The sequence below is a fragment of the Streptomyces sp. NPDC056480 genome (assembly GCF_042795405.1).
In the GTDB taxonomy this organism is placed as follows: domain Bacteria; phylum Actinomycetota; class Actinomycetes; order Streptomycetales; family Streptomycetaceae; genus Streptomyces.
This window is the reverse complement of sequence record NZ_JBHTSA010000124.1, coordinates 1-22713: the sequence shown is the minus strand read 5'-3', so window position 1 is coordinate 22713 and position 22713 is coordinate 1. Positions and strand designations below refer to the sequence as shown.

General features: G+C 71.9%; 21 protein-coding genes. 10 read left to right on the top strand and 11 right to left on the bottom strand.

What is annotated here, in order from left to right:
• Positions 1-48: 48 nt before the first annotated feature.
• The 8 genes from ACFQ79_RS34155 to ACFQ79_RS34120 form a co-directional block, all read right to left on the bottom strand.
• Positions 49-1359, bottom strand: a complete 1311-nt coding sequence (locus ACFQ79_RS34155) for a hypothetical protein (RefSeq protein WP_383590653.1) — start codon at positions 1357-1359, stop codon at positions 49-51.
• A gap of 162 nt (positions 1360-1521) precedes the next feature.
• Positions 1522-2049, bottom strand: coding sequence for a hypothetical protein (locus tag ACFQ79_RS34150; protein WP_383590652.1), 528 nt, complete (start codon positions 2047-2049; stop codon positions 1522-1524).
• A complete protein-coding gene (locus tag ACFQ79_RS34145) occupies positions 2046-2525 on the bottom strand; it encodes an RNA polymerase sigma factor (RefSeq protein WP_383590655.1) in 480 nt (159 codons plus the stop codon). Before ACFQ79_RS34145 ends, ACFQ79_RS34150 begins: the two co-directional genes overlap by 4 nt.
• A 91-nt stretch (positions 2526-2616) precedes the next feature.
• Positions 2617-3060: a DUF3995 domain-containing protein gene (locus ACFQ79_RS34140; RefSeq protein WP_383590650.1), complete on the bottom strand. Its 444-nt coding sequence runs from the start codon at positions 3058-3060 to the stop codon at positions 2617-2619.
• Between the two features lie 411 nt (positions 3061-3471).
• Positions 3472-4389, bottom strand: a complete 918-nt coding sequence (gene bla, locus ACFQ79_RS34135) for a class A beta-lactamase (protein WP_383590648.1) — start codon at positions 4387-4389, stop codon at positions 3472-3474.
• Positions 4390-4550: 161 nt separating this feature from the next.
• Positions 4551-5243, bottom strand: coding sequence for a VOC family protein (locus ACFQ79_RS34130; RefSeq protein ID WP_383590646.1), 693 nt, complete (start codon positions 5241-5243; stop codon positions 4551-4553).
• A gap of 161 nt (positions 5244-5404) precedes the next feature.
• Positions 5405-6034, bottom strand: a complete 630-nt coding sequence (gene thpR, locus ACFQ79_RS34125; RefSeq protein WP_383590644.1) for an RNA 2',3'-cyclic phosphodiesterase — start codon at positions 6032-6034, stop codon at positions 5405-5407.
• 133 nt (positions 6035-6167) lie between these two features.
• The gene (locus tag ACFQ79_RS34120; protein ID WP_383590642.1) at positions 6168-7409 is read right to left on the bottom strand and encodes a serine hydrolase domain-containing protein; all 1242 of its coding nucleotides are present in this window, start codon (positions 7407-7409) and stop codon (positions 6168-6170) included.
• Positions 7410-7810: 401 nt separating this feature from the next.
• On the opposite strand from ACFQ79_RS34120, the gene ACFQ79_RS34115 reads away from it, so the two are divergent.
• The gene (locus tag ACFQ79_RS34115; protein ID WP_383590640.1) at positions 7811-9790 is read left to right on the top strand and encodes a calcium-binding protein; all 1980 of its coding nucleotides are present in this window, start codon (positions 7811-7813) and stop codon (positions 9788-9790) included.
• Between the two features lie 120 nt (positions 9791-9910).
• Here ACFQ79_RS34115 and ACFQ79_RS34110 read toward each other — a convergent pair whose 3' ends face one another.
• The 3 genes from ACFQ79_RS34110 to ACFQ79_RS34100 are packed head-to-tail and all read right to left on the bottom strand — an operon-like array spanning position 9911 to position 12006.
• The gene (locus ACFQ79_RS34110) at positions 9911-10468 is read right to left on the bottom strand and encodes a hypothetical protein (protein ID WP_383590638.1); all 558 of its coding nucleotides are present in this window, start codon (positions 10466-10468) and stop codon (positions 9911-9913) included.
• 2 nt (positions 10469-10470) lie between these two features.
• Positions 10471-11133 carry a GDSL-type esterase/lipase family protein gene (locus tag ACFQ79_RS34105; RefSeq protein ID WP_383590636.1) on the bottom strand — a complete coding sequence of 221 codons (663 nt, stop codon included), beginning with the start codon at positions 11131-11133 and terminating at the stop codon, positions 10471-10473.
• A gap of 12 nt (positions 11134-11145) precedes the next feature.
• Positions 11146-12006, bottom strand: coding sequence for a fumarylacetoacetate hydrolase family protein (locus ACFQ79_RS34100; protein ID WP_383590634.1), 861 nt, complete (start codon positions 12004-12006; stop codon positions 11146-11148).
• A gap of 151 nt (positions 12007-12157) precedes the next feature.
• On the opposite strand from ACFQ79_RS34100, the gene ACFQ79_RS34095 reads away from it, so the two are divergent.
• The 9 genes from ACFQ79_RS34095 to ACFQ79_RS34055 all read left to right on the top strand — a co-directional run bounded on the left by ACFQ79_RS34095 (position 12158) and on the right by ACFQ79_RS34055 (position 22641).
• Positions 12158-13168, top strand: coding sequence for a hydroxyacid dehydrogenase (locus ACFQ79_RS34095; protein ID WP_383590632.1), 1011 nt, complete (start codon positions 12158-12160; stop codon positions 13166-13168).
• A 298-nt stretch (positions 13169-13466) separates the two neighbouring features.
• Positions 13467-14792, top strand: a complete 1326-nt coding sequence (locus tag ACFQ79_RS34090; RefSeq protein ID WP_383590630.1) for an ABC transporter substrate-binding protein — start codon at positions 13467-13469, stop codon at positions 14790-14792.
• Positions 14789-15784, top strand: coding sequence for a carbohydrate ABC transporter permease (locus tag ACFQ79_RS34085; RefSeq protein ID WP_383590628.1), 996 nt, complete (start codon positions 14789-14791; stop codon positions 15782-15784). The genes ACFQ79_RS34090 and ACFQ79_RS34085 overlap by 4 nt, the downstream gene beginning before the upstream one ends.
• Positions 15781-16647, top strand: a complete 867-nt coding sequence (locus ACFQ79_RS34080) for a carbohydrate ABC transporter permease (RefSeq protein WP_383590626.1) — start codon at positions 15781-15783, stop codon at positions 16645-16647. Before ACFQ79_RS34085 ends, ACFQ79_RS34080 begins: the two co-directional genes overlap by 4 nt.
• Before the next feature lie 36 nt (positions 16648-16683).
• Positions 16684-17724: a 5-dehydro-4-deoxyglucarate dehydratase gene (locus tag ACFQ79_RS34075; protein WP_383590624.1), complete on the top strand. Its 1041-nt coding sequence runs from the start codon at positions 16684-16686 to the stop codon at positions 17722-17724.
• A complete protein-coding gene (locus ACFQ79_RS34070; RefSeq protein WP_383590622.1) occupies positions 17721-18989 on the top strand; it encodes an enolase C-terminal domain-like protein in 1269 nt (422 codons plus the stop codon). Before ACFQ79_RS34075 ends, ACFQ79_RS34070 begins: the two co-directional genes overlap by 4 nt.
• 53 nt (positions 18990-19042) lie before the next feature.
• Positions 19043-20374 carry an alpha-L-fucosidase gene (locus ACFQ79_RS34065; protein WP_383590620.1) on the top strand — a complete coding sequence of 444 codons (1332 nt, stop codon included), beginning with the start codon at positions 19043-19045 and terminating at the stop codon, positions 20372-20374.
• A 53-nt stretch (positions 20375-20427) separates the two neighbouring features.
• Positions 20428-21888, top strand: coding sequence for a polysaccharide lyase 6 family protein (locus ACFQ79_RS34060; protein WP_383590618.1), 1461 nt, complete (start codon positions 20428-20430; stop codon positions 21886-21888).
• An 81-nt stretch (positions 21889-21969) separates the two neighbouring features.
• Positions 21970-22641: a FadR/GntR family transcriptional regulator gene (locus tag ACFQ79_RS34055; RefSeq protein ID WP_383590616.1), complete on the top strand. Its 672-nt coding sequence runs from the start codon at positions 21970-21972 to the stop codon at positions 22639-22641.
• Positions 22642-22713: the final 72 nt, after the last annotated feature.

Sequence of the window (22713 nt, the reverse complement as noted above, 5' to 3'; positions counted from 1 at the left end):
GGCCGCGACAGTCCGTCGCGGCCCGCGCCCGTCTGCTGATGCGGTCGATCAGGCGGGGTTCTTCACGTCCGCCAGGTAGCTCGCCCCGATGAGGCAGTCACGCATCTCGTAGCGGGGCGCGACGGCCCCGGTCCAGCGGAGGAAACCGGTCGTCCCGGTCGCCGCCGTCATGTCGATGAACCGGCAACCGTCGTACAGGACCTTGCCGTACGTGGTCGGGGTGGACCCGGTCGACACCTGGTGCGAGCCCATGAGGCCGCAGTCCACGTACCGCACCATCGGGCCCCGGGCGCCGTTGGCGTTGAAGTCGTAGACGTGCGTGACGGCGTTCGGCGCCCAGGACTTGAAGCTCAGGGCGGTGTCGTCACAGGACTCGAAGGTGATGTTGCCCTTGTACCACTGGGAGTCGATGACCTTGTGGCCGACGCCGCGCAGCTCGAAGCGGATGCCCTGCGCGTACAGCCGGGTGACGGAGTCGGCCCGGGTGGTGGCGTCGGGGGTGAGCTTGAAGAACGTGCCGGTGGACGCGGGGTCGGTGAGGATGTACGAGCCGCCGATGAAGTTCATCGAACCGCCGCGGTTGTTCTTCACGAACACCCCGGACTGGTACTCCACCTTGCAGTCGCGGAACCAGTAGTTGAGGAACTGGTCCTGCTGCGTCGCGGCCGTCGTCATCCCCATGACGAGGAACGCGTCGGAGTAGGATCCGCCGACCTGGCAGTGGTCCCAGCCCATCTCGCTGTTCAGGTTGGACGTGGTGGCCGGGCCGTCCAGGCCGATGCCCCGCTTCCAGCTGCCGCGCCACTCCACGTCGCTGTACCAGGTGTCCTGGACACCGTAGTCGGCCGACGAGTAGGCGTAGTTGAAGCTCGACGTGGCGTTGGTGCTGGTGAACGTCAGGCCCGAGATGCGGATGTTCTTGTAGCGCTGGTAGTTCGTCCAGAGCGTGGTGTCGTCCGCCGTCGGCGAGTACACGATCCGCGAAAGCCGCTTGCCGTAGCCGGTGATCGACACCCCGTCGACGATCCCGCCGTTGCCCTCGCCGTTGACGTTCGGCAGGAGCGAGTCCGGCTGGGTCAGGAGATACGTGCCGGGCGGGACGACCAGGACCTTCTTCGGGATGGCTCCGGAGATCGGACCGGGCTGGAACGAGGCGAGCACCTCGGCGGCGGCCGCACGGAAGGCGGCGTCGCTCGGGGTGGCACCGGTCGGGTCGGCACCCTTGCTGATGACATCGACGCTGTACGGGTCGCCCCCGGAGCCGGCCGCGTACGCGGTACCGCCTCCCATGGTCAGGGCGCCTGCGGCGGCCCCGACTCCCGCTGTCGCCACGCCGCGCATGACGGAACGACGGTCCATGCCTCTGGTCATTTCTACCCCCTGGTAATGATCACAAGAAAGGCCTGAATATGATCATGAGGAGGGCCCAAAGGGCAAGATTCCAACCAAGGTTGTGTGATCCGTTCGCTCAGGGCGAGCAATCGGGTGAGTGCGTAGGCGAGCGGGTGAGAACCGGCCGCGTCACCCGACCCGCCCGGCCAGCCGCGTCATCGCCTCCTCCAGCTCGCGCCGCGCGCCGAACGGCACCAGCGCCGCGCGCCCGGGGACCCGTACGCCACCGGTAAGCGCGACCCGCGTGTGCCCGCTCCCGTCCTCGGCCGCCACGGCCGCCATCCCGATCACCAGGAACCGGCTCTGCAGCCAGCACCAGCCGGGCCGCAGCACGCCGTGGAAGTGTGCCCGCAGCCCGTAGCGGCTGCGGGCGAGGGCCTCCACCCGGTCGCCTTCACGCCGGAGGATCCGGACCGACCGCATGTCGGGCTGGAACTCGCCGAAGCCTCCTTCCAGATCCCCCATCACCTGCCAGACCCGGGGGAGCGGCGCGGGAAGCACCCGCTCGACGAGCCGGGCACCCCGGACACCGGCGACCATGACCTGCATCCGCCGTACGTCGTCGAGCAGCGGGCCGCACCTGCCCGCCATGCCCTCAGCGCTCGTGCCGACCCCGGCGCTCGTGCCGCCCCCAGGGCTCTCGTCGCTCTCGTTCACGCGGACCACGCCTTTCGGAAGTTCTGCCGGGCCCGGTGCAGCCGGGACTTCGCCGTGCCGGTCGGTACGCCGAGGAGCGCCGCCGCGGACTCCTCGTCCATCCCCTCGATGTCCCGCAGTACGAGGACGGCCCGGTGCGCGGGAGACAGCCGCGCGAGGACGTCGTCGATGTCGGCGGCCAGTTGCGGATCTCCCCTCTCCGGTACGTCGGCGAGCTCGGCCGGCCGCGCCCGTCCCGCCCGTTTCGCCACCCGCACCGCCTCCCGTACGGAGATGGCCCGCACCCACCCGTAGAGCGCCTCGGGCTCCCGTAGCGAACGCAGCGAGGTGAAGACCGCCGTCAGGGCCTCCTGTGCGGCGTCGGGTCCGTCGTCCAGCGCGATCGGACGACAGATCCGGGAGATGTACGGGGTGAGGTGGTCGAGCAGGTCGTGCAGGGCCAGCGTGTCGCCGCGCCGCGCGGCCCTTGCCAGCACGACGCCCCGGTCGGCGGGGGCGCCGAGGCCGGCGGCGCCGGCGAGGTCGGCGGGCTCGGCTGCGCGGACGGGGTCAGCGGCGCGGACGGGGTCAGCGGGCGGCACGCAGGGCCGCCCCTCCGAAGACCAGGCACAGCGGTGTGTACACCAGCGCGTTCAACCAGGGGAACGCCGCTCCCGAGCCGTCCTTGCCGACCACGATCCAGACCAGCCCGACGGCTCCGCGGAGCAGTGTCCCGGCGGCGACGGCGGCCGTGACCAGGCGCGGGATCCCGCGTCGGCGGCCACCGCCGCGCGCGTGGAGCGCGACGGCGAACGCCGCGCACCCCTCGAGGGCCGCGAGCGGCAGGACCACCGCCGGTCCGAAGGAGACGACGCTGCCGAGGACGGCGAGCGACAGGGCCCGCTCGTCGGCGGCGGGCCAGGTCAGACCGGTGGCCCAGTAGAGGTGCACCAGCGCGAGGACGGCGAGCAGCGCGGCGACGCCGCGTCCGCCGATGATCGTGCGAGGCCGATCGATGTCGATGACCGCCATGGGGTTCCCCTCCGTTCCGAGGCCGACGCCGCAGCGCGCCGACACCCAGAGGAGGAGCGGTTCCGCCCGAGGGTTCCCTGTGATCCGGCTCACAGCGGCGGGTGTGGGGAGGGGCGGGGGAGGGGGTGCGGCGGGCCGGGAACGCAGACGACCCGTGGGCCTTGGTCCCGTCCGCTCGAGTTCGGACGGGAGCCGGCCGGATTACCGGCGGCCCACGGGTCGGGTGACTGCGTGGTTTTCGGCAGAGGACCTGCCGAGGTGCACAGAGTGCGACGGCAGGCCGTTAGCCCGCAGTCACCTCACGAATCCGAAAAGAAACCATGTTCTCGGATCACCTCCTTTCAGCGTGTGACCACAGCCTAGGAAAGCGCGCGGCGACGCTCAAGCGATTTATCGCGCGCTCTTTCACGATCAGCCGAGTTCCGCCGCCACCAGCGCGGCCGCGTCGGCCACCAGCTGGTCGACGGGCGCCGCGTCCTCCACGAAACGCGTGGTCAGCACGGTGAGCACGATCGGGCCGCCGTCCGGCGGCCAGGTGACGCCCGCGTCGTTGTTGCCGCCGTAGCGACCGCCGCCGGTCTTGTCGGCGAGGATCCAGTCGGCGGGCAGCCCCTTGCGGAACCGCTCACCGCTGGTCGTGTTGGCGAGCATCCATTCCGTGAGCCGCTCCCGGTCCCGGTGCGGGAGCGCGTCGCCGAGGAGCAGGCGTCCGTAGCTCCGTCCGACGGCCCGGGGCGTCGAGGTGTCGGTCCTGCGCCACGGCTCCGCCGAGTTCAGCTCGGGCTCCCAGCGGTCGAGCCGGGTCGTGCGGTCGCCGATCGACCGGGCGAACCGGGTGACGGCCGTCGGACCGCCCAGCTCGCGCAGGAGCAGATTGGCGGCGGTGTTGTCGCTGAAGCGCAGCGTGGCGTCGCACAGCTCGGCGACGGTCATCCCGTGGGCGAGGTTCTCGGGCAGTTCCGTCTTCGGGGACCAGCCGGACCGCTGGACGTCCGCCGCCGTGTACCGGATGCGCCGTGCGAGGAAGGAGCCGTCGTGGTCGAGGTCGCGCAGCACGGCCGCGACGGCGAAGGTCTTGAAGACCGAGCACATCGGGAAGCGCTCGTCGGCGCGGTATGCCACGGAGCGCCCGGTCCGAACGTCGTGGGCGAACACCCCGAGCCGTGCCGAGTGCCGCTGCTCCAGCTCCCGGAGCCGTGCGAGGAGGTCCTCCCCGCCGGGTGCGGAGGCGTACGCCGTCCCGCCGAGCGGTAACGCGACGGCGAGCGCGGCACCGGCGCCCAGGCCGAGGACACTGCGACGGGACGGGCTGAAACCTGTGATGGACAAGGTGATTCCCTTTCCGGAGCGATCACTGCACAGGGAAACACGCACGGGCACCCCCGACCGGTTTCGGCGTGCACGGACCAGGGCCCCGGGGGCAGGCACGGATCTCCGGCGCCGGGAGGCCGCAGCCGCGGCCCGGCTGCCCGCTGTCAGCCGGGCCGCTGTCAGCCGTCCCGTCCCTGCCACGTCGTGACACAGGCCTCGTTGCCCTCGCGGTCGGCCAGGACCCAGAAGGCGGGGGCCCGGTCCTCGGACACGAGACGGCCGCCCGCCGCCAGCGCTGCGTCGATCCTCCGCAGCGCCTCGTCGTGCGGCACGCAGACGTCGAAGTGGATGCGGTTGCGCTGCGGGCGCGGTACGTCCATCTGCTGGAACCACACCGCCGGGCCCTGCCAGGGGGGATCGACGAGGGCGTCGGTGGGCCCGTCGAGGCCCGGCTCGTCCGCGTACCCGAGGAGCGCCTTCCAGAACGGCCTGATCGCGGCGATGTCGAGCGCGTCGATCGCGATCTCCACGAGCTGGAGCGACCGCGGCGCCCCCGTCGCGATCTCGGGTTCGGTGCGCAGCCCCAGCCCGCCGACGGCGGTGGAGACCCGGTGCGCGAGTGCGACGTCCAGGGTGGTGACACCCGCGTGCTCGGCGGACTGCAGGGTCAGCAGGACTCGCCCGGGGCGGATGTCGAGGGCCAGGTGCCCGTCGGCGTCGTCACCGCACGCGCCGACCGCGAGCGCCGCGACGTCGGCGGCCTGCGCCATCGACCCGACCGGGACGGCCGTGCGGAGGCCGCCCAGCAGATAGCGCCAACCCGAATCGCCGACCGCGGCCGAGGCACGCGAACCGTTCAGTGTCGTCTCCATGGCGGGCATCCTCGCAGCCACGGGCACCCGGGGGACGCGCCATCGGGCAAACAGGGCTGCCGCACGGCAGCGTTGCCGTACCGACAGGGCTGCTGAACCGGCAGCGTTGCCACACCGCCAGGGCTGCCGCACCCGCAGGGCCGCTCCCCATCCGTGCGGGATCAGCGATCGCCGAACGCCCAGGCCTCGATGTCGCGGTACCTGATCGGCCCCGGGCCGCGGCCGAAGTCGCTGGCCACCAGGTGGAGCCGTTCGGTCCGCCAGGGGCGGCCTGCGAAGCCGGCAAGTCCGGCGGCCACGTCCACCACGCTCGACTGGTCGTCGCGGCGGGCGCGGGCCAGCGTCAGATGGGGGCGTAGCGGCCGGTCCTCGAAGGGGATGCCGCACTCCTTGACCACACCGCGCACATCGGCGGCGAGCCGGTGCAGTCCGTCGACGTCGCCGTCGATCCCGCTCCAGAGCACGCGCTCGTCGAAGTGCCCGCCGCCCCGCAGCGCCAGCTCCACCGGTCCGCGCGACGCGGCGAGTTCCGCGAGCGGCGGCCGTAGCAACGGCACGGTCGCGACCGGCAGCTCGCCGAGGAAGGCCAGCGTGATGTGCCAGTCCTCGATGCGGTTCCACCGCATCCGGGGGTACGCGTCGTACGCGGCACGGAGCTCGCGCTCCAGCTCGTCCTTCGCCTCGTCGGGCGGGGCGAGGGCGATGAAGACGCGCACCGTCGCCGCCCGGTCCAGGTCCCGGTCCCGCCCGTCCCCACCGGGCTCCGTGCCCTGCCCCCGCGCCTGAGTCATGTTCCGTTCCCTGTCCTGCCCGCCCTGCCGGCTGTGCTCGCCCTGCTCGTCCTGCGCCCGGCGAGGCCGGTGGTCGTCTCCGATGTGAGGGTACGCGGTGTCCGAGCGTCCCCCGCTGGTGGGGACCCTGACGTCAGCGTGCGGACAGAGCGCCGACGAGACGCTGGGCGACCGCCGGGGCGCCGTTCCCGGACGGGCCCGAGGTGCCCGTCGCGTAGACCGCCCGCAGGTTCAGGTCACGCGTGGCGAAGACACCGCTCCGGTATCCCATGTCCGAGCCCGTCTTGCCCCACAGGACCGAGCCGTCCGGGAGCGGTGTGTACATGAGGCCGACGCTGAAGCAGGCCGTGCCCCTGGCGGGCCCGGTGTTGCAGTTGGCGCCGCCCTCGTAGGGCAGTGGCCTGCCGTCGGGGCCCTTCGGTAGCGCGAACAGCTCGGCGGTCTGGGCCGGTCGCAGCAGTCGGCCGTCGAACAGGCCCCTGATGAAGCGGTCCAGGTCGCCCGTGGTGGACGTCATGCTCGCGGGCAGTCCGCCCTGCACGTTGACGTCGACCGGCCGGCCGTCGCTCGCCGCCTCGTAGCCGGGCAGGTAGGGGCGGGGCACCGGCGTACCGCGGCCGGGTACGGCGGCCCGGGTCTCCCGCATGCCCAACGGTTCGAGGATGCGGGCCTTCACCTCGCGCTGGAACGAGTGCCCGGTGATCTCCTCGATGAGCTTCCCGGCGACGCGGTAGCCGAAGGAGTTGTACTCCTGCCGGGTGCCGGGGCTGAAGCGCGGGCCGGGGGCCGGCCTGCCCTCCGGGCGGAGCGTCTGCCGGATCACCTCGTCGAAGGTGACGTGGTCGAGGCGGCGTGCGATGTCCTCGTCCGGCGACGTGGAGGCAGGGGCACCCTCGAACTCCTGGGGCAGGCCGCTCGTGTGGTCGAGCAGTTGCCGTACGGTGACCGGCTCCTCGAACAGGCTCTCCGGCAGCAGCCCGGGGAGGTAGTCCTGGACGTTCCGGTCCAGACCGACGCGACCCTCGGCCGAGAGCTGGAGCAGGATCACGGCCTCCATGGGCTTGCTGATGCTGCCGATCCGGAAGTGCGCGTCACGACTGAGCCGCTGTCCGGTCACGACATCGCCGGAGGCGCCCCGCCAGGTCTCGCCGTCTCGGTGCACCCGCGCCAGGACACCCGCGGTCCCGTCCTCAGGGCGCACCGTGATCGCCTCGCGCAGGGCGGCGCGGTCCAGACCGGCGGCGACGCGGCCCGGAGCGGGGCCGTGCCCGGCGTCCCCCGTAGCGGCGAGCGCGGGGGCGGCGGCGACACCGATCGTCGTCGCGGCGGCGAGGGCCAGGGACAGGCGGAACGGCAGGGACGAGGAACGACGCATGGGAACTCCCCCGGGAGGTGATGATCGACTTCCTCGAGTCTGACCGACCGCCCGGCCCGGTTCGCCGGGGATCACCCCCGGCTTCCCCCTGAACCATCCCTGACACCACATCAGGGGATCGGATCCCGCCACGACATGGCCGAATCGGGAGCAACCACCGCACCCCGGCCGCGACGGTCCGCCCCGGCCGGCAGGGAGCGCGCCCCGCGCGCTCCCTCGCGGGGGTGGTTCCCCGGGGGCCGGTGGGCGTAGTCCGGCACGGCCCGCGGGAACGGGGCCCGGACCGGCACGAAGCTGTGCGCTGCTCCCCGTACACCATGAAGACGGAGGTCCGTACGCAGATGACCCACGTACAGCTGAGACCCGCGGATGGGCGGCGCAGGCCCGGCGGAAGGGCCGGGATGCCGGTCGCGCTCGGCATGGCGCTCGTCCTCGCGCTGCCCGGCACCGCGTTCGCCGCGCCCGGCGATCTGGATCCGGCGTTCGGCCCCGACGGCCGGGTGACGACCCCGGTCACCGGGTACGCGGAAGGCCGTGACATCGCGCGGCAGGCCGACGGCAGGTTGGTCGTGGCCGGTGTGAGCGAGGCCGGCTTCGCGCTCGCCCGCTACGACACCGGCGGCGGCCTCGACCCCGGCTTCGGCGGGGACGGCACGGTGACCAGCGACTTCGGAGGCGGCGGTCACACGGCCAACGCGGTCGCGATCCAGCCGTCGGACGGGAAGATCGTCGTGGCGGGCACCACCGAGGTGATCGCGGAGGAGGGCGGCGGCTGCTGCTTCTTCTCCGTGGCCCGGTACAACACCGACGGCAGTCTCGACACCGGCTTCGGCGAGGGCGGCCTGGTGCGCGTCGAGGAGTTCGGCGGGTCCGCGGACGGCGCGGACGTGGCCGTCCAGCCCGACGGCAGGATCGTCGCCGTGGGCAAGGGCGGAGGCGGGGGCTTCGCGGTCGTCCGCCTCGGCACCGACGGAAGCCTCGACCCCAGCCTCGGCGGCGACGGGGCGGTCGTCGCGGGCTTCACCCCCACCTCGCCGCAGGACGGCGGAGGCATCGCCCGGGGCATGGCGCTCCAGCCGGACGGCAAGATCGTGTCCGTCGGGTACGTGGGCAACACCGCCTTCGACATCGGCGTGGCCCGCTACAACACCAACGGCACCCTCGACACCACCTTCAGCGGTGACGGCATGGTGACCGCGGACTTCGGCGGCACCGAGTTCGGCAACGCCGTGGCCGTCCAGCCCGACGGCAGGATCGTCGCCGCGGGTTCGGGCGGCCTCGGCTTCGCCGTCCTCCGCTACAACGCCAACGGCACCCCGGACGTCGGCTTCGGCACGGGCGGCCGTACGTCGGTCAACGCCCCCGGCGACGGAGGCATCGCGTACGGTCTGGCGCTCCAGCAGAACGGCAAGATCGTGCTCGCCGGACGCGCCGACGACCCGAACAGCTCCGAGGCCAACGACTTCGGCCTGGCCCGTCTCCACGTCAACGGCGCGGTGGACACCGGCTTCGGCGGCGACGGCTTCGTCGTGACCGGCTTCAACGACTTCGACGAGGCGCGCGGTGTGCTCGTCCAGCCCGACGGCAAGATCGTCGCGGCCGGGTACGGAGCGGGCTTCGCCTTCGCCCTCGCCCGCTACCAGGGCGGTGACGGTACGCCTCCGCCCCCGCCGCGCGCCGACCTGTCGGTGACGAAGACCGGGACGACCACGGTGAGCATCGGCGACCGCGCCACCTACACGGTGCGGGTCACCAACGCCGGGTCGTCCACGGCCACCGCGACCGGCGTCTCGCTCTCCGACACGCTCTCCGGAGCAGGTGCGACGCTCGTCTCGGCCGTTCCCTCACTGGGCACCTGTACGACGACCACGACCGGTGCCACCTGCGCCCTCGGTTCCCTGGCCCCGGGCGCGAGCGCGACCGTCACGGTCACGGCCGAACCCCGCGCCGTCGGCACCCTGACCGGCTCGGCCGGCGTCAGCGGCTCTCCGCAGGACCCGGTGCCCTCCGACAACACGGCCACCGCGACCACGTCGGTGAACAACGCGCGCGGGTGCACCGTCATCGGCACCAGTGCCGCGGAGACCATCAACGGCGGCTTCGGCAACGAGGTGATCTGCGGCCTCGGTGGCAACGACACCATCCGGGCGGGCTACGGCAACGACACGGTCCACGGCAACTTCGGGAACGACACCATCGACGGCGGCTACGGCGACGACACCCTGAACGGCGGCCCGGGCAACGACACCCTGACCGGCACGTACGGCAACGACCGCCTCACCACCACCGACGGCGTCTCGGGCAACGACACCGCCAACGGCGGCGCCGGCACGGACACCTGCACCACCGACCCGGGCGACATCCGTATCGGCTGCCCCTGACGAGACCCGGGAGGACCGCCGGGGCCCGAGTCCGGACCCGGGAGGACCGCCGGGGCCCGAGTCCGGACCCGGGAGGACCGCCGGGGCTCGAATCCGGACGCCACCTTCGCAAGCCCCTGATCAGCTGAGGTCGGTGAGCGCGTCGGACACGGCCCCGGGGCGTCCGGGCCTCAGGAGCTTCTCGAAGACGGTGAGGACCAGTTCGTCGGTCTCGTCCAGGGGCAGGTGATCGTCGCGGCTGACGTGCCCGTCCCGGGGGCGGAAGCCGTGCTTGACGAACGACGCGATGCGGGCGCCGTCCCGCATCGCGTCCGCACTCCGGCCGTCGGTGTGCAGAAGCGTGTAGCTCCGGCCGTGGACGGCGGCCCGCCCGGTCTTCTCCCGGCGACGCCCGTCGACGGCACCGTCGCTGACGAAGGCTCCCGGGTCCTGCGTGCTCACCGAGATCGCGCTCGGCCCACGGGCCGGCAGGGAGGGGCCGTCGGCCTCGAACGCGCGGCTCGTGACCGCGTTCTGCCGCTTGGCGAACCACCCCGTGAAGTGCTGCACGGGCTCGATGGGGACGGACGCCCGGACGCTGCCGGCGGCGTCGATCACGTCGGCGCGGGTGCGGGCGTCGTCGACGTCGATGCGCCAACCACTGCGGGTGGGCCGACGCCAGAGGGGCAGGTCAGTCATGCTCACAGCCTCTCAGACGAGGTGCTCCCTCTTTCGTTGGCCCTTTCGCTCTCCCTCCCCGCCGCGGCCGCCGCCAGCCACGCGCGCGCGATGACGCGGTGGCCGAGCGGGCTGGGATGGACTCCGTCCGGGGCGATGGCCGCCGCGCCGTACACCTCGGCGGCGTGTGCGAGTTCCAGGTCCGTGCGGACCACCGTCGCACCGTGCGCGGCCGCCGTGCGCAGGACGGCGTCCGTGCGGGGCGTGAGGTCCTCGAACCACGTCTCCTGCCCGCGGCCGGCCGGGAGCAGGAACGGCGTCATGACGAACAGCCGGGCGGCGCTCTTCTCCTCGGTGAGGGTGAGGACGCGGTCGAGGGAGGCCTCGAACTCCGGTACCGGGCTGAGGAGTCCGCTGTCGTAGCGGCGCCAGGTGTCGTTGATGCCGATCAGGACGGTGACGACCGAGGGGGAGAGGGCGAGGACATCGGTGGCCCAGCGTGCCTCCAGATCGTGGACCCGATGGCCGTTGACGCCCTTGTTGACGACGAGGGCGGGGGAGGGCAGGGCCTCGGCGATCATCCGTACGTAGCCGTCGCCGAGGGACGCGGGGTCCTCGCGGTCGCGGCCGGTGTCCGTGACGGAGTCACCGATGAAGAGCAGCCGGTCGTCCCGGGTGAACCGCATGCGCGTCTCCTCTCAGGCCTGTCGGAAGGTCTGGCGCATGGTGCCGAGACCGTCGATCCCGCACTCGACCACGTCGCCGTGCCGCAGGTACGGCCGGGGCTCGGGCCGTCCGAGGGCCACGCCGGCCGGGGTGCCGGTGTTGATGACGTCCCCGGGGTACAGGACCATGAAACGGCTGAGGTAGCGGATGATGCCGGCGACGGGGAAGACCATGTCGGCGGTCGAGCCGTGCTGACGCTCGACGCCGTTCACCGTCAGCCGGAGCGAGAGCTTCTGCGGGTCGGGGACCTCGTCCGGAGTGACGAGCCACGGGCCGAGCGGGTTGAACGTCTCGCAGCTCTTCCCCTTGTCCCACTGACCGCCCCGCTCCAGCTGGAACGCGCGCTCGGAGACATCGTGCGAGACCGCGTACCCCGCGACGCACGCGAGCGCGTCCGCGTCGCTCTCCAGGTACCGGGCGGTCCTGCCGATCACCACGGCCAACTCGACCTCGTAGTCGGTCTTCACGCTGCCCCGGGGAATCAGCACCTCGTCGTACGGCCCCGAGACCGTCCACGGGTCCTTCATGAAGACCACGGGCTCGGCCGGGAGCTCGGCTCCCGTCTCCTCCGCGTGGTCGCGGTAGTTGAGGCCGATGCAGACGACCTTTCCGGGCCGTGCGACCGGCGCCCCGACGCGTACGCGGTCATCCCGCCCCTCCAGGGCAGGCAGGGCTCCCGCCGCCACGGCCTCGGCGAGCCGGTCGAGCACGCCGTCGGCGAGCGAGCGGTGGTCGATGTCGTCGGCGATGCCGGAGGCATCGAGCAGCCCGCCGGCTCCGTCCAGGACCGCGAGGCGCTCCGCCCCTGCTTCCCCGACCCTCAGCACGCGCATGCCAGCCATCCCTCACGATAGACATCGGATGTATCGACTCGGGAATGCAAGCAATCGCCCACAGTTTTGTCCAGCCTTTCCACCGGATCGGGCCTGTCCTCCGATGTATCGTGTGGCCCGCCGATACCGCCACGCCCCTGGAGGCCAGCCGATGGCAGCCGCGACACCCCCGCCCAATGTCCTCCTGGTCATGGAGGAGGAGCGCAGGGCCGATGTCTACCCCGCGCACGTCCTGGAGGACATCGGACGCCTGGGGCGCTGGCACGCGCCCGCCCTCACCCGTGACGCCCTCCTCCGGGACCCCGGCGTCCTGACGGAGGTCGACGTCCTGCTCACCGGCTGGGGAGCCCCGGTGCTCGACGCGGGGCTGCTCTCCCGGGCGCCGAGGCTGAACACGGTGATGGTGGCCGCCGGTTCGGTGCGGCACCTGACGACGCCCGAGTTCTGGGCCCGCGGCATCCCCATCGTCTCCGCGGCCGCGGCCAACGCCGTCCCGGTCGCCGAATTCAGCCTCGCCCAGATCCTGCTCGGCCTGAAGCAGGTCCACCGCCTCGGTCGCGAGGTGGCGGCCGGACGCCGCTTCCCGCACGACCCGCGGGTGGCCGGAGGCTACGGGTCCCGCGTGGGACTGCTCGGGCTGGGGGAGATCGGCCGGCTCGTCGCCCGGCACCTACGGCCCTTCGACGTCGAGGTGTTCGCGTGCGACCCGGTGATCGACCAGGCCGCCGCCGGTGACCTGGGCGTCCGGCTGACGGGAATCGACGAGCTGTTCGCCTCCTGCGACGTCGTGAGCGTCCACACCCCGCTCCTGCCCGAGACCGAAGGCCTCGTGGGCGGGCGGCTGATGACGCTGCTCCCCGCGGGCGCGACCCTGGTCAACACGGCCCGCGGTGCCGTGCTGGACGAGCCGGAGGTGATCGGGGTCCTCCGCGACCGGCCCGACCTCACCGCCGTACTCGACGTGACCTGGCCCGAACCGCCCGCCCCCGACTCGCCGCTCTTCACGCTGCCGAACGTTCTGCTCACCCCGCACCTCGCCGGCGCCATGGGCCGGGAACGCGCCCGGCTGGGGGAGCTCGTACGCGACGAACTGCGGCGGCTGGTCAGCGGCCAGCCCCTGCGGCACGCCGTCGCACCGGCTCAGGCGTCGACGCGGGCCTAGCTGTCTCGATTCCCATGCCCTCATTCCTCGCGCCCGCTCAGACATCGGAGCTTTGATCGATGTCTGAGTGGTGACGCCGGGGAGCGCTCCCGGCATCGAGGCGAAGCGCTTCGCCTCCAGATCCCGCTACATGACTGCTCAAGCGGCTGACGAGACCTCGAAGAGAACGTGTCATCCAGTGCCCTCATTCGTTTCAACTCTTTTCAGTCATCGGACTATTGACCCTCGTTCGGCCGCGCGTTAGCGTCCCGGCAAGCGCTTACAGGCCAGCTGCCGACGGCGGCGAACAGGAGTTGTCATGCAGAGAACGCGATGGATCGGTGCGGGTCTTCTCGCCTCGGCGTTGGCCCTGACGAGCTGTACGTCCGGCCCTGCCGGGGCGGACGCCAAGCAGGACTCCACGGCGGAACTGGAGCTGTGGACCAGGACCACACCCGGCGGCCCCGGTGAGAAGGCCACCCTGAGGCTGGTCGAAGGCTTCGAGAAGGCCACCGGACACAAGGTCAAGGTCACGGCGATCTTCGACGACTTCGAGACGAAGCTCCAACAGCGCGCCGCCCAGCGGCAGTTGCCCGACATCGTCATGAACGACGTCACCCAGCTCGGCGCGATGCACAACCAGGGGCTCCTCAGGGAGATCGACCTCGGCAGGATCAAGAGCAGCGGGGACCTCGTCCAGCAGGGCCTCGACTCCGGCAAGAGCGTCGACGGGAAGCAGTACGGCATCCCGTACTCCGCCCAGGCCGGCGCCCTCCTCATCCGCAAGGACTGGCGCGAGAAGCTGAAACTGGACGCCCCGAAGACCTGGGACGACCTCGCCGCGCTCGCCACCGCCTTCACCACCCGCGACCCCGACGGCAACGGCAAGCAGGACACCTACGGCCTCGCCGCCCCGCTCTCGACCAAGCGCGGCTACGCCTCCTGGTACTTCTCCAACTTCCTCTGGGCCGCCGGCGGCGACTTCATCACCGAGTCGGGCAAGGGCACGTACAAGCCGTCGATGACGAGCAAGGAGTCGACGGAGGCCATGCGCTGGTTCCGCGCCCTCGGCTGCGACAGGAAGGTCGTCCAGCCCGGCGCCGTCACCATGGACACCCCGCCGACGAACGAGACGTTCGAAGCGGGCAGGACCGGCATGTTCGTCGTCGGCCCCTACCTCATGCCCCGCTTCGACAAGTCCCTCGGCAAGGACAAGTACGAGGTCGTCCCCATGCCCAAGGGGCCCAAGGACGCCACCGTGCTCGCCGAGGGCGGCTCCGTCTATCTGATGGCCGGCTCGGAGAACCACGCCGGACAGGACGCCTTCGCCGGGTACGCCATCTCCGCCGAGGGCCAGAGACTCGGCATGGAGGGCGCCGACGGCTCCACCGTCCAGCTCCCCGTGAACAAGACGGTCGACGTCACCCAGGTGCGCCCCGACCCCCGTTGGAAGACGTACGCCGACGTCTACCGCTCCTCCGGGCGCTACGCCCCCTCCATCCCCAACTGGACCCCCGTACGGCAGACCACCGCCGAGACCGTCAACGCGCTGATGGCCGACTGCTCCCTCGACCTGGGCGAGAAGCTGCGTGAACTCGACACGAAGCTCGCCGGGATCCTCCAGGAGCAGGGAATCGCCGGATGACGAGCCTCGACCAGGTGAAGGCGGCCGCCGGCCCGGCGGCCGACTCCACCCCGCCGGCCCGGCGCGGGCCGGCGCCGACCGAGCGAGGAGGAGGCGCGCCGCCCGTCTCCCGCCGGGTCAGGAACCGTCGCGGAGGCCGATGGTGGACCCCGTGGCTCTTCCTCGCCCCGGCCCTGATCCTCTTCCTCTACTTCAAGTTCATCCCCATGGCCAGCGCGCTGACCATGTCCTTCCAGGAAGTCCAGCCCTACCTCGGCAACCGGTGGGTCGGCGGCGAGAACTACGCCACCGTGCTCTCCTCGGACGGCTTCCGCGAGGCCGCCTGGCACACCGTCGTCCTCGCCGTCGGCCAGACCGCCGGCTCGATGCTCCTCGGCCTCACCCTCGCCCTCCTCATGGAAGGACAGGGCCGCAGGCTCGGCTTCGTCCGCTCGGCGGCCTTCCTCCCCGTCGTCGTACCGATCGCCGTCGTCGCCGAACTCTGGCGGATCATGTACCACCCCACCGAGGACGGCATGCTCAACTCCCTCCTCGGCCTCGTGGGGTTCGGCCCGTCGGGATACATCAACGACCCCGACACCTCGATGGCCTCCATCATGCTCACCGGCATCTGGCGGGGCGCCCCCTACGACATGATGATCTTCCTCGCCGGTCTCGCCGGGGTGGACCGCGGACTGTACGAGGCCGCCAAGGTCGACGGCGCGTCCAGGTTCCAGCGCATCCGTCACGTGACGCTCCCCGGCCTGCGCGCCGTCCTCACCATCCTCTTCATCCTCGCCGCCATCAGGGGCCTACGGGTCTTCACCGAGGTCTTCCTGCTCACCAACGGGGGCCCCGACGGCTCGACCGAGGTCGTCATGACCGTGATCTACAAACTGGGCCTCGAACAGAACCGGCTCGGCGTCGGCGCCGCCGGAGCGGTCCTGCTGTTCCTGGCGACGCTGCTCCTCACGGTCGGCGTCCACCTGTTCCGACGGAGGGGTAACGAATGAGCGCGCCGACCGAGACCGCCCTCGGACTGACCGAGAGCCGCAGCGCCGCCGGCCGCGCCCTGAAGGTCCTCACGTACCTCCTCGTCCTCGTGGTCTTCGCGGGACCGCTCCTCGCCCTGCTCGTCAGCGCCTTCAACCACGTCAAGGACCCCACCCAGCTCAGCGTCGTCCCCTCCGACCCCACCGTCGACAACTTCACCGTCGCCTTCGACCAGGGCGTCCTGACGTACCTCCTCAACTCGTTCTTCGTCGTCGGCTTCGGACTGCTCCTCCAGGTCGCCGTCTCCGTCCTCGCGGGCTACGCCCTCGCCAGGAAGCGGTTCCGGGGCATGACCCTCGCGTTCGTCGCGATCCTGGCCACGCTGATGCTGCCCGAGGAGATCCTGGCCATCCCGCTCTCCGTGATCCTCGCCGACCTGCCGGTCGTCCACATCAACCTGATCGGATCCCTCGCCGGCATGATCGTGCCCGTCGGCGCCTGGGCGTTCTCCATCCTCGTCATGACCGAGTTCATGAAGGAGGTGCCGAAGGAGCTGGAGGAGGCGGCGCGCATCGACGGCGCCGGAGACCTGCGGATCTTCGCGCAGATCATCCTCCCCATGTGCAAGCCCGCGCTCGGCGTCATCGGAGTCTTCGGCTTCACGATGATCTGGGACCAGTACCTGCTGCCCCTGCTCGTCGCCACCGACTCCTCCTCCTACACCCTGCCGCTCGCCCTGCGCACGCTGCGGGTCGACCCCCTCGTCACCCCCGGCGTGGTGATGGCCGCGTCGCTGCTCGCCCTGCTGCCGTCCGTCATCGTCTTCCTCTTCTTCCAGCGCTCCTTCGTCCACGGCCTGTCCAGCGGCGCCCTCAAGGGCTGACCCGAACGGCCGACCCCTCCGAAAGGACCACCACCCGTGATCCCGTCCGGCCTGATGTCCTTCCCGCTCACGCCGTTCACCCCCGCCGACGAGGTGAACACGAGCGTGTTCGCCGACCACATCGAGGACCAGCTCGCCCACGGCCCCGCCGCGCTCTTCGTCGCCTGCGGCACCGGGGAGTACTCCTCGCTCAGCGCCCCCGAGTACGCCGAGGTCGTCAGGCACGCCGTCCGCGTCGTCGCCGGCCGCGTGCCCGTGTACGCCGGCGCCGGAGGAGGCCTCGGCAACGCCCGGGCAGCCGTCGCCGCCGCCTCGGACGCGGGCGCCGACGGGATCCTGCTGCTGCCCCCGTACCTCGTCGGCGGCACCGAGGACGGCTTCCTCGGCTACGTGGAGTCCGTCGCCCGCTCCGGACGCCTCCCCGTCCTCGTCTACCGGCGCGGCCTCGCCAGGATCGGCGTGTGCACCGCCCTCCGGCTCCTCTCCGTGCCCCAGGTCGCCGGGATCAAGGAGGGCAACGGCGACCTGGACTCGATGGCACGCATGGTCACCGCCGTACGCACCAGCGGCCACCCCCGCGCCGGAACCTTCGCCTTCCTCAACGGACTGCCCACCGCCGAGGTCAGCGCGACCGCCTGCCGGGCCATCGGCATCCGCGACTACTCCTCCGCCGTCCTCTGCTTCGCCCCCGACATCGCCCGCGCCTTCCACACGGCCCTCACGACCGGCGACACCGCCACCACCGGCCGGCTCCTCGCCGACTTCTACCTGCCGCTCACCGCCCTCCGCGACCAGGTCCCCGGCTACGCCGTCTCCCTCGTCAAGGCAGGAGCCCGCCTGCGCGGACTCGACGTCGGCCACGTCCGGGCACCCCTGGTCGACGCGGCACCCGACCACGTCGACCAGCTGAAGGACCTCCTGGCCCGGGGCCGCCGCGCACTGGCCGACGTGACGGCCGGCGGCGCCGAGTCCGGCATGGCGGAAGGCGCCCCGCCCGCCGCGACGGAAGGCGCCGATGCCGCACGCACCGAGGAGCGAGGCACTGCCGCCGCCCCCGCCGTGGCGGTGGCCTCGTGAAGGTCACCTCCGTCGTCGTCACCCCCGTCGCCTTCGCCGACCCGCCGCTGCTCAACGCCGTCGGCGTCCACGAGCCGTACGCCCTGCGCGCGGTGGTGGAGGTCAGGACCGACACCGGCGCGTACGGCCTGGGCGAGAGCTACGGCGACGCCGCCCACCTCGACCTGCTCCGCGCCGTCGCCGACGAGCTGCCCGGCCTCGACCCCTTCGACCTCAACGAACTGTCCCGCAGAGCCGACGCGATCGTCGGCGGCCGGGTGGCACGCGACGCCCACGGCCTCATCGGCGAGGGCGGGGCGGCCAAGACGGTCGCGAGCGTCACCTCGCCGTTCGAGGTGGCCTGCCACGACCTCCAGGGCAAGCACCTCGGCAGACCCGTGTCCGACCTCCTCGGCGGCGCCACCCGCGACCGGATCGACTTCTGCGGCTACCTGTTCGCGAAATGGGCCGCGCACCCCGGCCACGAGCCGGACGCGTGGGGACCGGCCCTCGACCCGGCCGGACTCGTGGCGCAGGCCCGGCTCCTGGCGGACCGCTTCGGCTTCCGCTCGTTCAAGCTCAAGGGCGGCGTCCTCCCGCCGGACGACGAGGTCGCCGCGATCCGCGCCCTGCGCGAGGCGTTCCCCGACCATCCGCTCCGCCTCGACCCCAACGCGAGCTGGGACCCCGAGACCGCCGCCCGGGTGGCGGACGAACTGACGGGAGTACTGGAGTACCTCGAGGACCCGGTCGCCGGCATCACCGCCATGGCGGACCTCGCCCGCACCGCCCCGATGCCCCTCGCCACCAACATGTGCGTGGTCACCTGGGAGCACCTGACCCAGGCGGTCCCCGTCCGGGCCGTCGGCGTCCTGCTCGGCGACCACCACTTCTGGGGCGGCCTCAAGGCCGCCCAGCAGCTGGCGACCGTCTGCCACCACTTCGGCATCGGGATGTCCATGCACTCCAACTCCCACCTCGGGATCAGCCTCGCCGCGATGGTCCACCTCGCCGCCGCCACCCCCGCCCTCACCCACGACCTGGACACCCACTGGCCCTGGAAGCGGCCCGAGGACGACGTCGTCACCACACCCTGGAGCTTCACCGACGGAGCGATCACCGTCCCGCGCACACCCGGACTCGGCGTCGAGCTCGACCGCGACGCACTGGACCGGCTGCACGAGCAGTACCTGGCGTGCGGCCTGACCCGCCGCGACGACACCGGCTACCTGAACCGCGTCGCCCCCGGCGTACGGCTCCGCGAAGACGTCCACGAACCGGCCTGACGGCGCCGTCGGACCGCCCGCCGCCCCTCCCCACCGCACAGGAACGATGCCCCATGACCTCCACCAGCGCCGACGCCGACCTCCCGACGGCCCCCTCGCCCGACACGACCTGGTTCACCCACGACCGCTTCGGCATGTTCGTCCACTGGGGCCTCTACTCCCTCGCCGCCCGCCACGAGTGGGTGAAGACCCGGGAGAAGATGACGGACGAGCAGTACCAGGTGTACTTCGACCACTTCGACCCCGACCGCTACGACCCGGTCCGGTGGGCGCGCACGGCGAAGGCCGCCGGCATGCGGTACGCCGTCCTGACCACCAAGCACCACGACGGCTTCTGCCTCTGGGACAGCCGGCTCACCGACTACAAGGTGACGAAGACGCCCCACGGCCGCGACCTGGTCGGACCCTTCGTCGACGCGTGCCGCGCCGAAGGCCTCAAGGTCGGCTTCTACCACTCCCTGATCGACTGGCACCACCCCTCCTTCCCCGTCGACGGAACCCACCCGAGGCGCGACGACGAGGAGTTCAAGGCAGCGGCGGCCGGCCGCGACATCCGGGAGTACCAGGAGTATCTGCACGGCCAGGTCCGCGAACTGCTCACGGAGTACGGACGCGTCGACTACCTCTTCTTCGACTTCTCCTACGCGGGCCGCGAATGGTGGGGCGGCAAGGGCCCCGACGACTGGGACTCCCCACGGCTCATGGCGATGGTCCGCGAGCTCCAGCCGCACATCCTGGTCAACGACCGGGCCGGCCTCCCAGGGGACTTCGTCACGCCCGAGCAGTACCAGCCGTCCGCGCCGATGACCGTCGACGGCCGACCCGTCCTGTGGGAGGCGTGCCAGACCCTCAACGGCAGCTGGGGCTACGACCGCGACAACCTCGACCACAAGAGCCCCGACCTGCTGATCCGGATGCTCGTCGACGGCGTCTCCAAGGGCGGCAACCTCCTGCTGAACGTCGGGCCCACCGGCCGGGGCGACCTCGACCCGCGCGACACCGCCGCCCTCGCCGAGATCGGCCGCTGGACCGGCCTGCACGAACGGTCCGTACGCGGCTGCGGCCCCTCCCCGTACACCCCGCCCGCCGACTGCCGGTACACCCAGCGCGGCGACCGGCTCTACGTCCACCTCTTCTCCTGGCCGCTGCGCCATCTGCACCTGCCCGGCCTCGCGGGCCGGGTGCGGTACGCCCAGCTCCTGAACGACGCCTCGGAGATCGTCCAGGAGCCGCTCGACCCCGACCGCCCCGCGATGAACACCCAGATGGGCGGCCAGCCGGCCGGCACCCTCACGCTCCGGCTCCCGGTGCGGCGGCCCGACACACCCGTGCCCGTCATCGAGCTGCACCTGACGGACCCGTCCGGGCCCGCCGACTCGAAGTGACGGGCCGTACGCGTACCACTCATCCGACTCACACGACCGATCACGGAGGCACCATGCAACGACGCACGTTCCTCACCGGCACCGCGGTAGGGGCGGCAGCGGCCGTCCTGCCCCTCGCCGCCCCGGCGTACGCGAACGCCGCCCGGTGCAAGCCCGCGCGCCCCCTGGGCCCCACCGTCGACGTCGGCTCCCTGGACGACCTCCAGGACGCGATCGACGCGGCGGGACCAGGAACCCGCATCGTCGTCGCGAACGGCACCTACACCGTCCCCGCCGCCAAGCCCCTCACCATCACCGGCAGGAACGGCTCCCGCACCGCGCCGATCACCATCGTCGCCGCGTCACGGGGCGGCGTCGTGCTGCGCGGCGAACGGAGCTTCGTCTTCGACGCGTCCAGCAACGTGACCGTGAGCGGCTTCTCCTTCCGCCAGAGCACCACCCTGGAGATCCCGCCCACCTGCACGTACATCCGGCTCACCCGCAACGACTTCCAGCTCGCGGACATCGAGGGCCTGCACTGGGTCATGGTGCGCGGCGACGAGGCCGTGATCGACCGCAACCACTTCCACGGCAAGACCACGCTCGGCATCTTCCTCGGCATCGAGGGCTCGGGCAGCGAGGCCATGGCCCAGGGCGTGCACGTCCACCGCAACCACTTCTCCGACCACACCTTCGCGGGCGCCAACGGCGGCGAACCGATCCGCCTCGGAGTCAGCCCCCGTGCCCTGTCCAGCGCGCACGCCCTCGTCGAGTACAACCTGTTCGAGCGGGCCGACGGCGACCCGGAGGCCATCTCCGTCAAGAGCTCCGACAACGTCATCCGCTACAACACGATCCGCGACAGCCTCGGCGGCATCGTCCTGCGCCACGGCAACGGCACCCTCGTCGAAGGCAACTACCTCATCGGCGGCGAGGAGGGCGTCCGGATCTACGGCAACGACCACGTCATCGTGAACAACTACCTGGCCGGCCTCAGCGGGCGGGCGATGGTCATCGGCAGCGGAACGGAACGCGACCACGTCCCCGGCGAATCGGCCGAGGCCCGCCGGGGCAACGACGCGCCCGACCGCGTCCTCATCGCCCACAACACCCTCCTCGACAACGCGGGCGGCGCACTCTCCGGCGAGAGCCACCGCCCGCACGAACCCCGTGACGTCACCGTCGCCGACAACCTCCTTGTCGGCCAGACCGGCAGCCTGGTGGAGATGGCGACCACGGTCCGCTTCACCTGGCAGAGCAACATCCTGTTCGGCGCGGCGGCCGACGGGAACATCCCCGCCGGCGGATTCCTGCGGGCCGATCCCCGCCTGGTACGGGGCTCCGACGGGGTGTACCGCCTGTCGAGCACGAGCCGGGCGATCGGCGCGGCCACGCTGTCCCCGGCGCCCGTCACCCATGACATCGACGGCGACGCGCGGGGCGGCGTGCGTGACGTCGGTGCCGACGAGTACGCGACGGCGACGCCGCTCCGGCGCCCGCTGACCCCGGCGGACGTGGGCCCCAACGCCCGCTGACGGAGAAGGGAAGCGGACCCTGCAGTAAGGTGGCGCCCAGCACACACATCCGATGTATTTGGCCTTGCACAGGAGGACGCCTTGGCAGTGACGGACGAGGCGATCGGCAAGATCAAGGAGATGATCGTCTCCGGCGCGCTCCGCCCGGGGGACCGGCTGCCCAAGGAGGCCGACCTCGCCGCGGAACTGGGCCTGTCGCGCAACTCCCTGCGCGAGGCGGTGAAGGCGCTGTCGCTCCTGAACATCCTCGACGTACGGCAGGGCGACGGGACGTACGTCTCCAGTCTCGAACCGCCGCTGCTGCTCGAAGCGGTGTCCTTCGTCCTGGACTTCCACCAGGACGACCAGGCGCTCCAGGCCCTGAAGGTACGGGGCATCCTGGAGCCGGCGGCCACCGCGCTGGCGGCGGAGCGCATCCCCGAGGACGAGATCGGGGAGCTCCAGGAGCTCCTCGACCGGCTCGGGGACGCCCCGAGCCTGGAGGAACTCGTCGCCAGTGACCTGGAGTTCCACCGGCGCATCGCCGCGGCCTCCGGGATTCCCCTGCTGTGCTCGCTCCTCGACAGCATCTCCGGCGCCACCGTGCGGGCACGGCTGTGGCGCGGCATCACCGAGGAGACGGCCGTGGCCCGGACCCTGTCGGAGCACCGGGCGATCCTCGACGCGCTCGCCGCTCGCGACGCGCGCACGGCGGAGGCCTGGGCGACGATCCACATCTCCAACGTCGTCCGCTGGCTCGACAGCGCGCTGTGACCTGCTGTTCCGACCGCTTCGTCCGCCTCCGCCGCCACTGACGCACGACGAGGGCGGGCGCTCCCCGAGGGG

What these genes read in the sequence shown, in the direction of transcription:
- ACFQ79_RS34155 (WP_383590653.1), bottom strand. Translation starts at nt 1,359, where the DNA reads ATGGACCGTCGTTCCGTCATGCGCGGCGTGGCGACAGCGGGAGTCGGG.
- ACFQ79_RS34140 (WP_383590650.1), bottom strand. Translation starts at nt 3,060, where the DNA reads ATGGCGGTCATCGACATCGATCGGCCTCGCACGATCATCGGCGGACGC.
- ACFQ79_RS34130 (WP_383590646.1), bottom strand. Translation starts at nt 5,243, where the DNA reads ATGGAGACGACACTGAACGGTTCGCGTGCCTCGGCCGCGGTCGGCGAT.
- thpR (WP_383590644.1), bottom strand. Translation starts at nt 6,034, where the DNA reads ATGACTCAGGCGCGGGGGCAGGGCACGGAGCCCGGTGGGGACGGGCGG.
- ACFQ79_RS34120 (WP_383590642.1), bottom strand. Translation starts at nt 7,409, where the DNA reads ATGCGTCGTTCCTCGTCCCTGCCGTTCCGCCTGTCCCTGGCCCTCGCC.
- ACFQ79_RS34115 (WP_383590640.1), top strand. Translation starts at nt 7,811, where the DNA reads ATGCCGGTCGCGCTCGGCATGGCGCTCGTCCTCGCGCTGCCCGGCACC.
- ACFQ79_RS34110 (WP_383590638.1), bottom strand. Translation starts at nt 10,468, where the DNA reads ATGACTGACCTGCCCCTCTGGCGTCGGCCCACCCGCAGTGGTTGGCGC.
- ACFQ79_RS34105 (WP_383590636.1), bottom strand. Translation starts at nt 11,133, where the DNA reads ATGCGGTTCACCCGGGACGACCGGCTGCTCTTCATCGGTGACTCCGTC.
- ACFQ79_RS34100 (WP_383590634.1), bottom strand. Translation starts at nt 12,006, where the DNA reads ATGCGCGTGCTGAGGGTCGGGGAAGCAGGGGCGGAGCGCCTCGCGGTC.
- ACFQ79_RS34095 (WP_383590632.1), top strand. Translation starts at nt 12,158, where the DNA reads ATGGCAGCCGCGACACCCCCGCCCAATGTCCTCCTGGTCATGGAGGAG.
- ACFQ79_RS34090 (WP_383590630.1), top strand. Translation starts at nt 13,467, where the DNA reads ATGCAGAGAACGCGATGGATCGGTGCGGGTCTTCTCGCCTCGGCGTTG.
- ACFQ79_RS34085 (WP_383590628.1), top strand. Translation starts at nt 14,789, where the DNA reads ATGACGAGCCTCGACCAGGTGAAGGCGGCCGCCGGCCCGGCGGCCGAC.
- ACFQ79_RS34080 (WP_383590626.1), top strand. Translation starts at nt 15,781, where the DNA reads ATGAGCGCGCCGACCGAGACCGCCCTCGGACTGACCGAGAGCCGCAGC.
- ACFQ79_RS34065 (WP_383590620.1), top strand. Translation starts at nt 19,043, where the DNA reads ATGACCTCCACCAGCGCCGACGCCGACCTCCCGACGGCCCCCTCGCCC.
- ACFQ79_RS34060 (WP_383590618.1), top strand. Translation starts at nt 20,428, where the DNA reads ATGCAACGACGCACGTTCCTCACCGGCACCGCGGTAGGGGCGGCAGCG.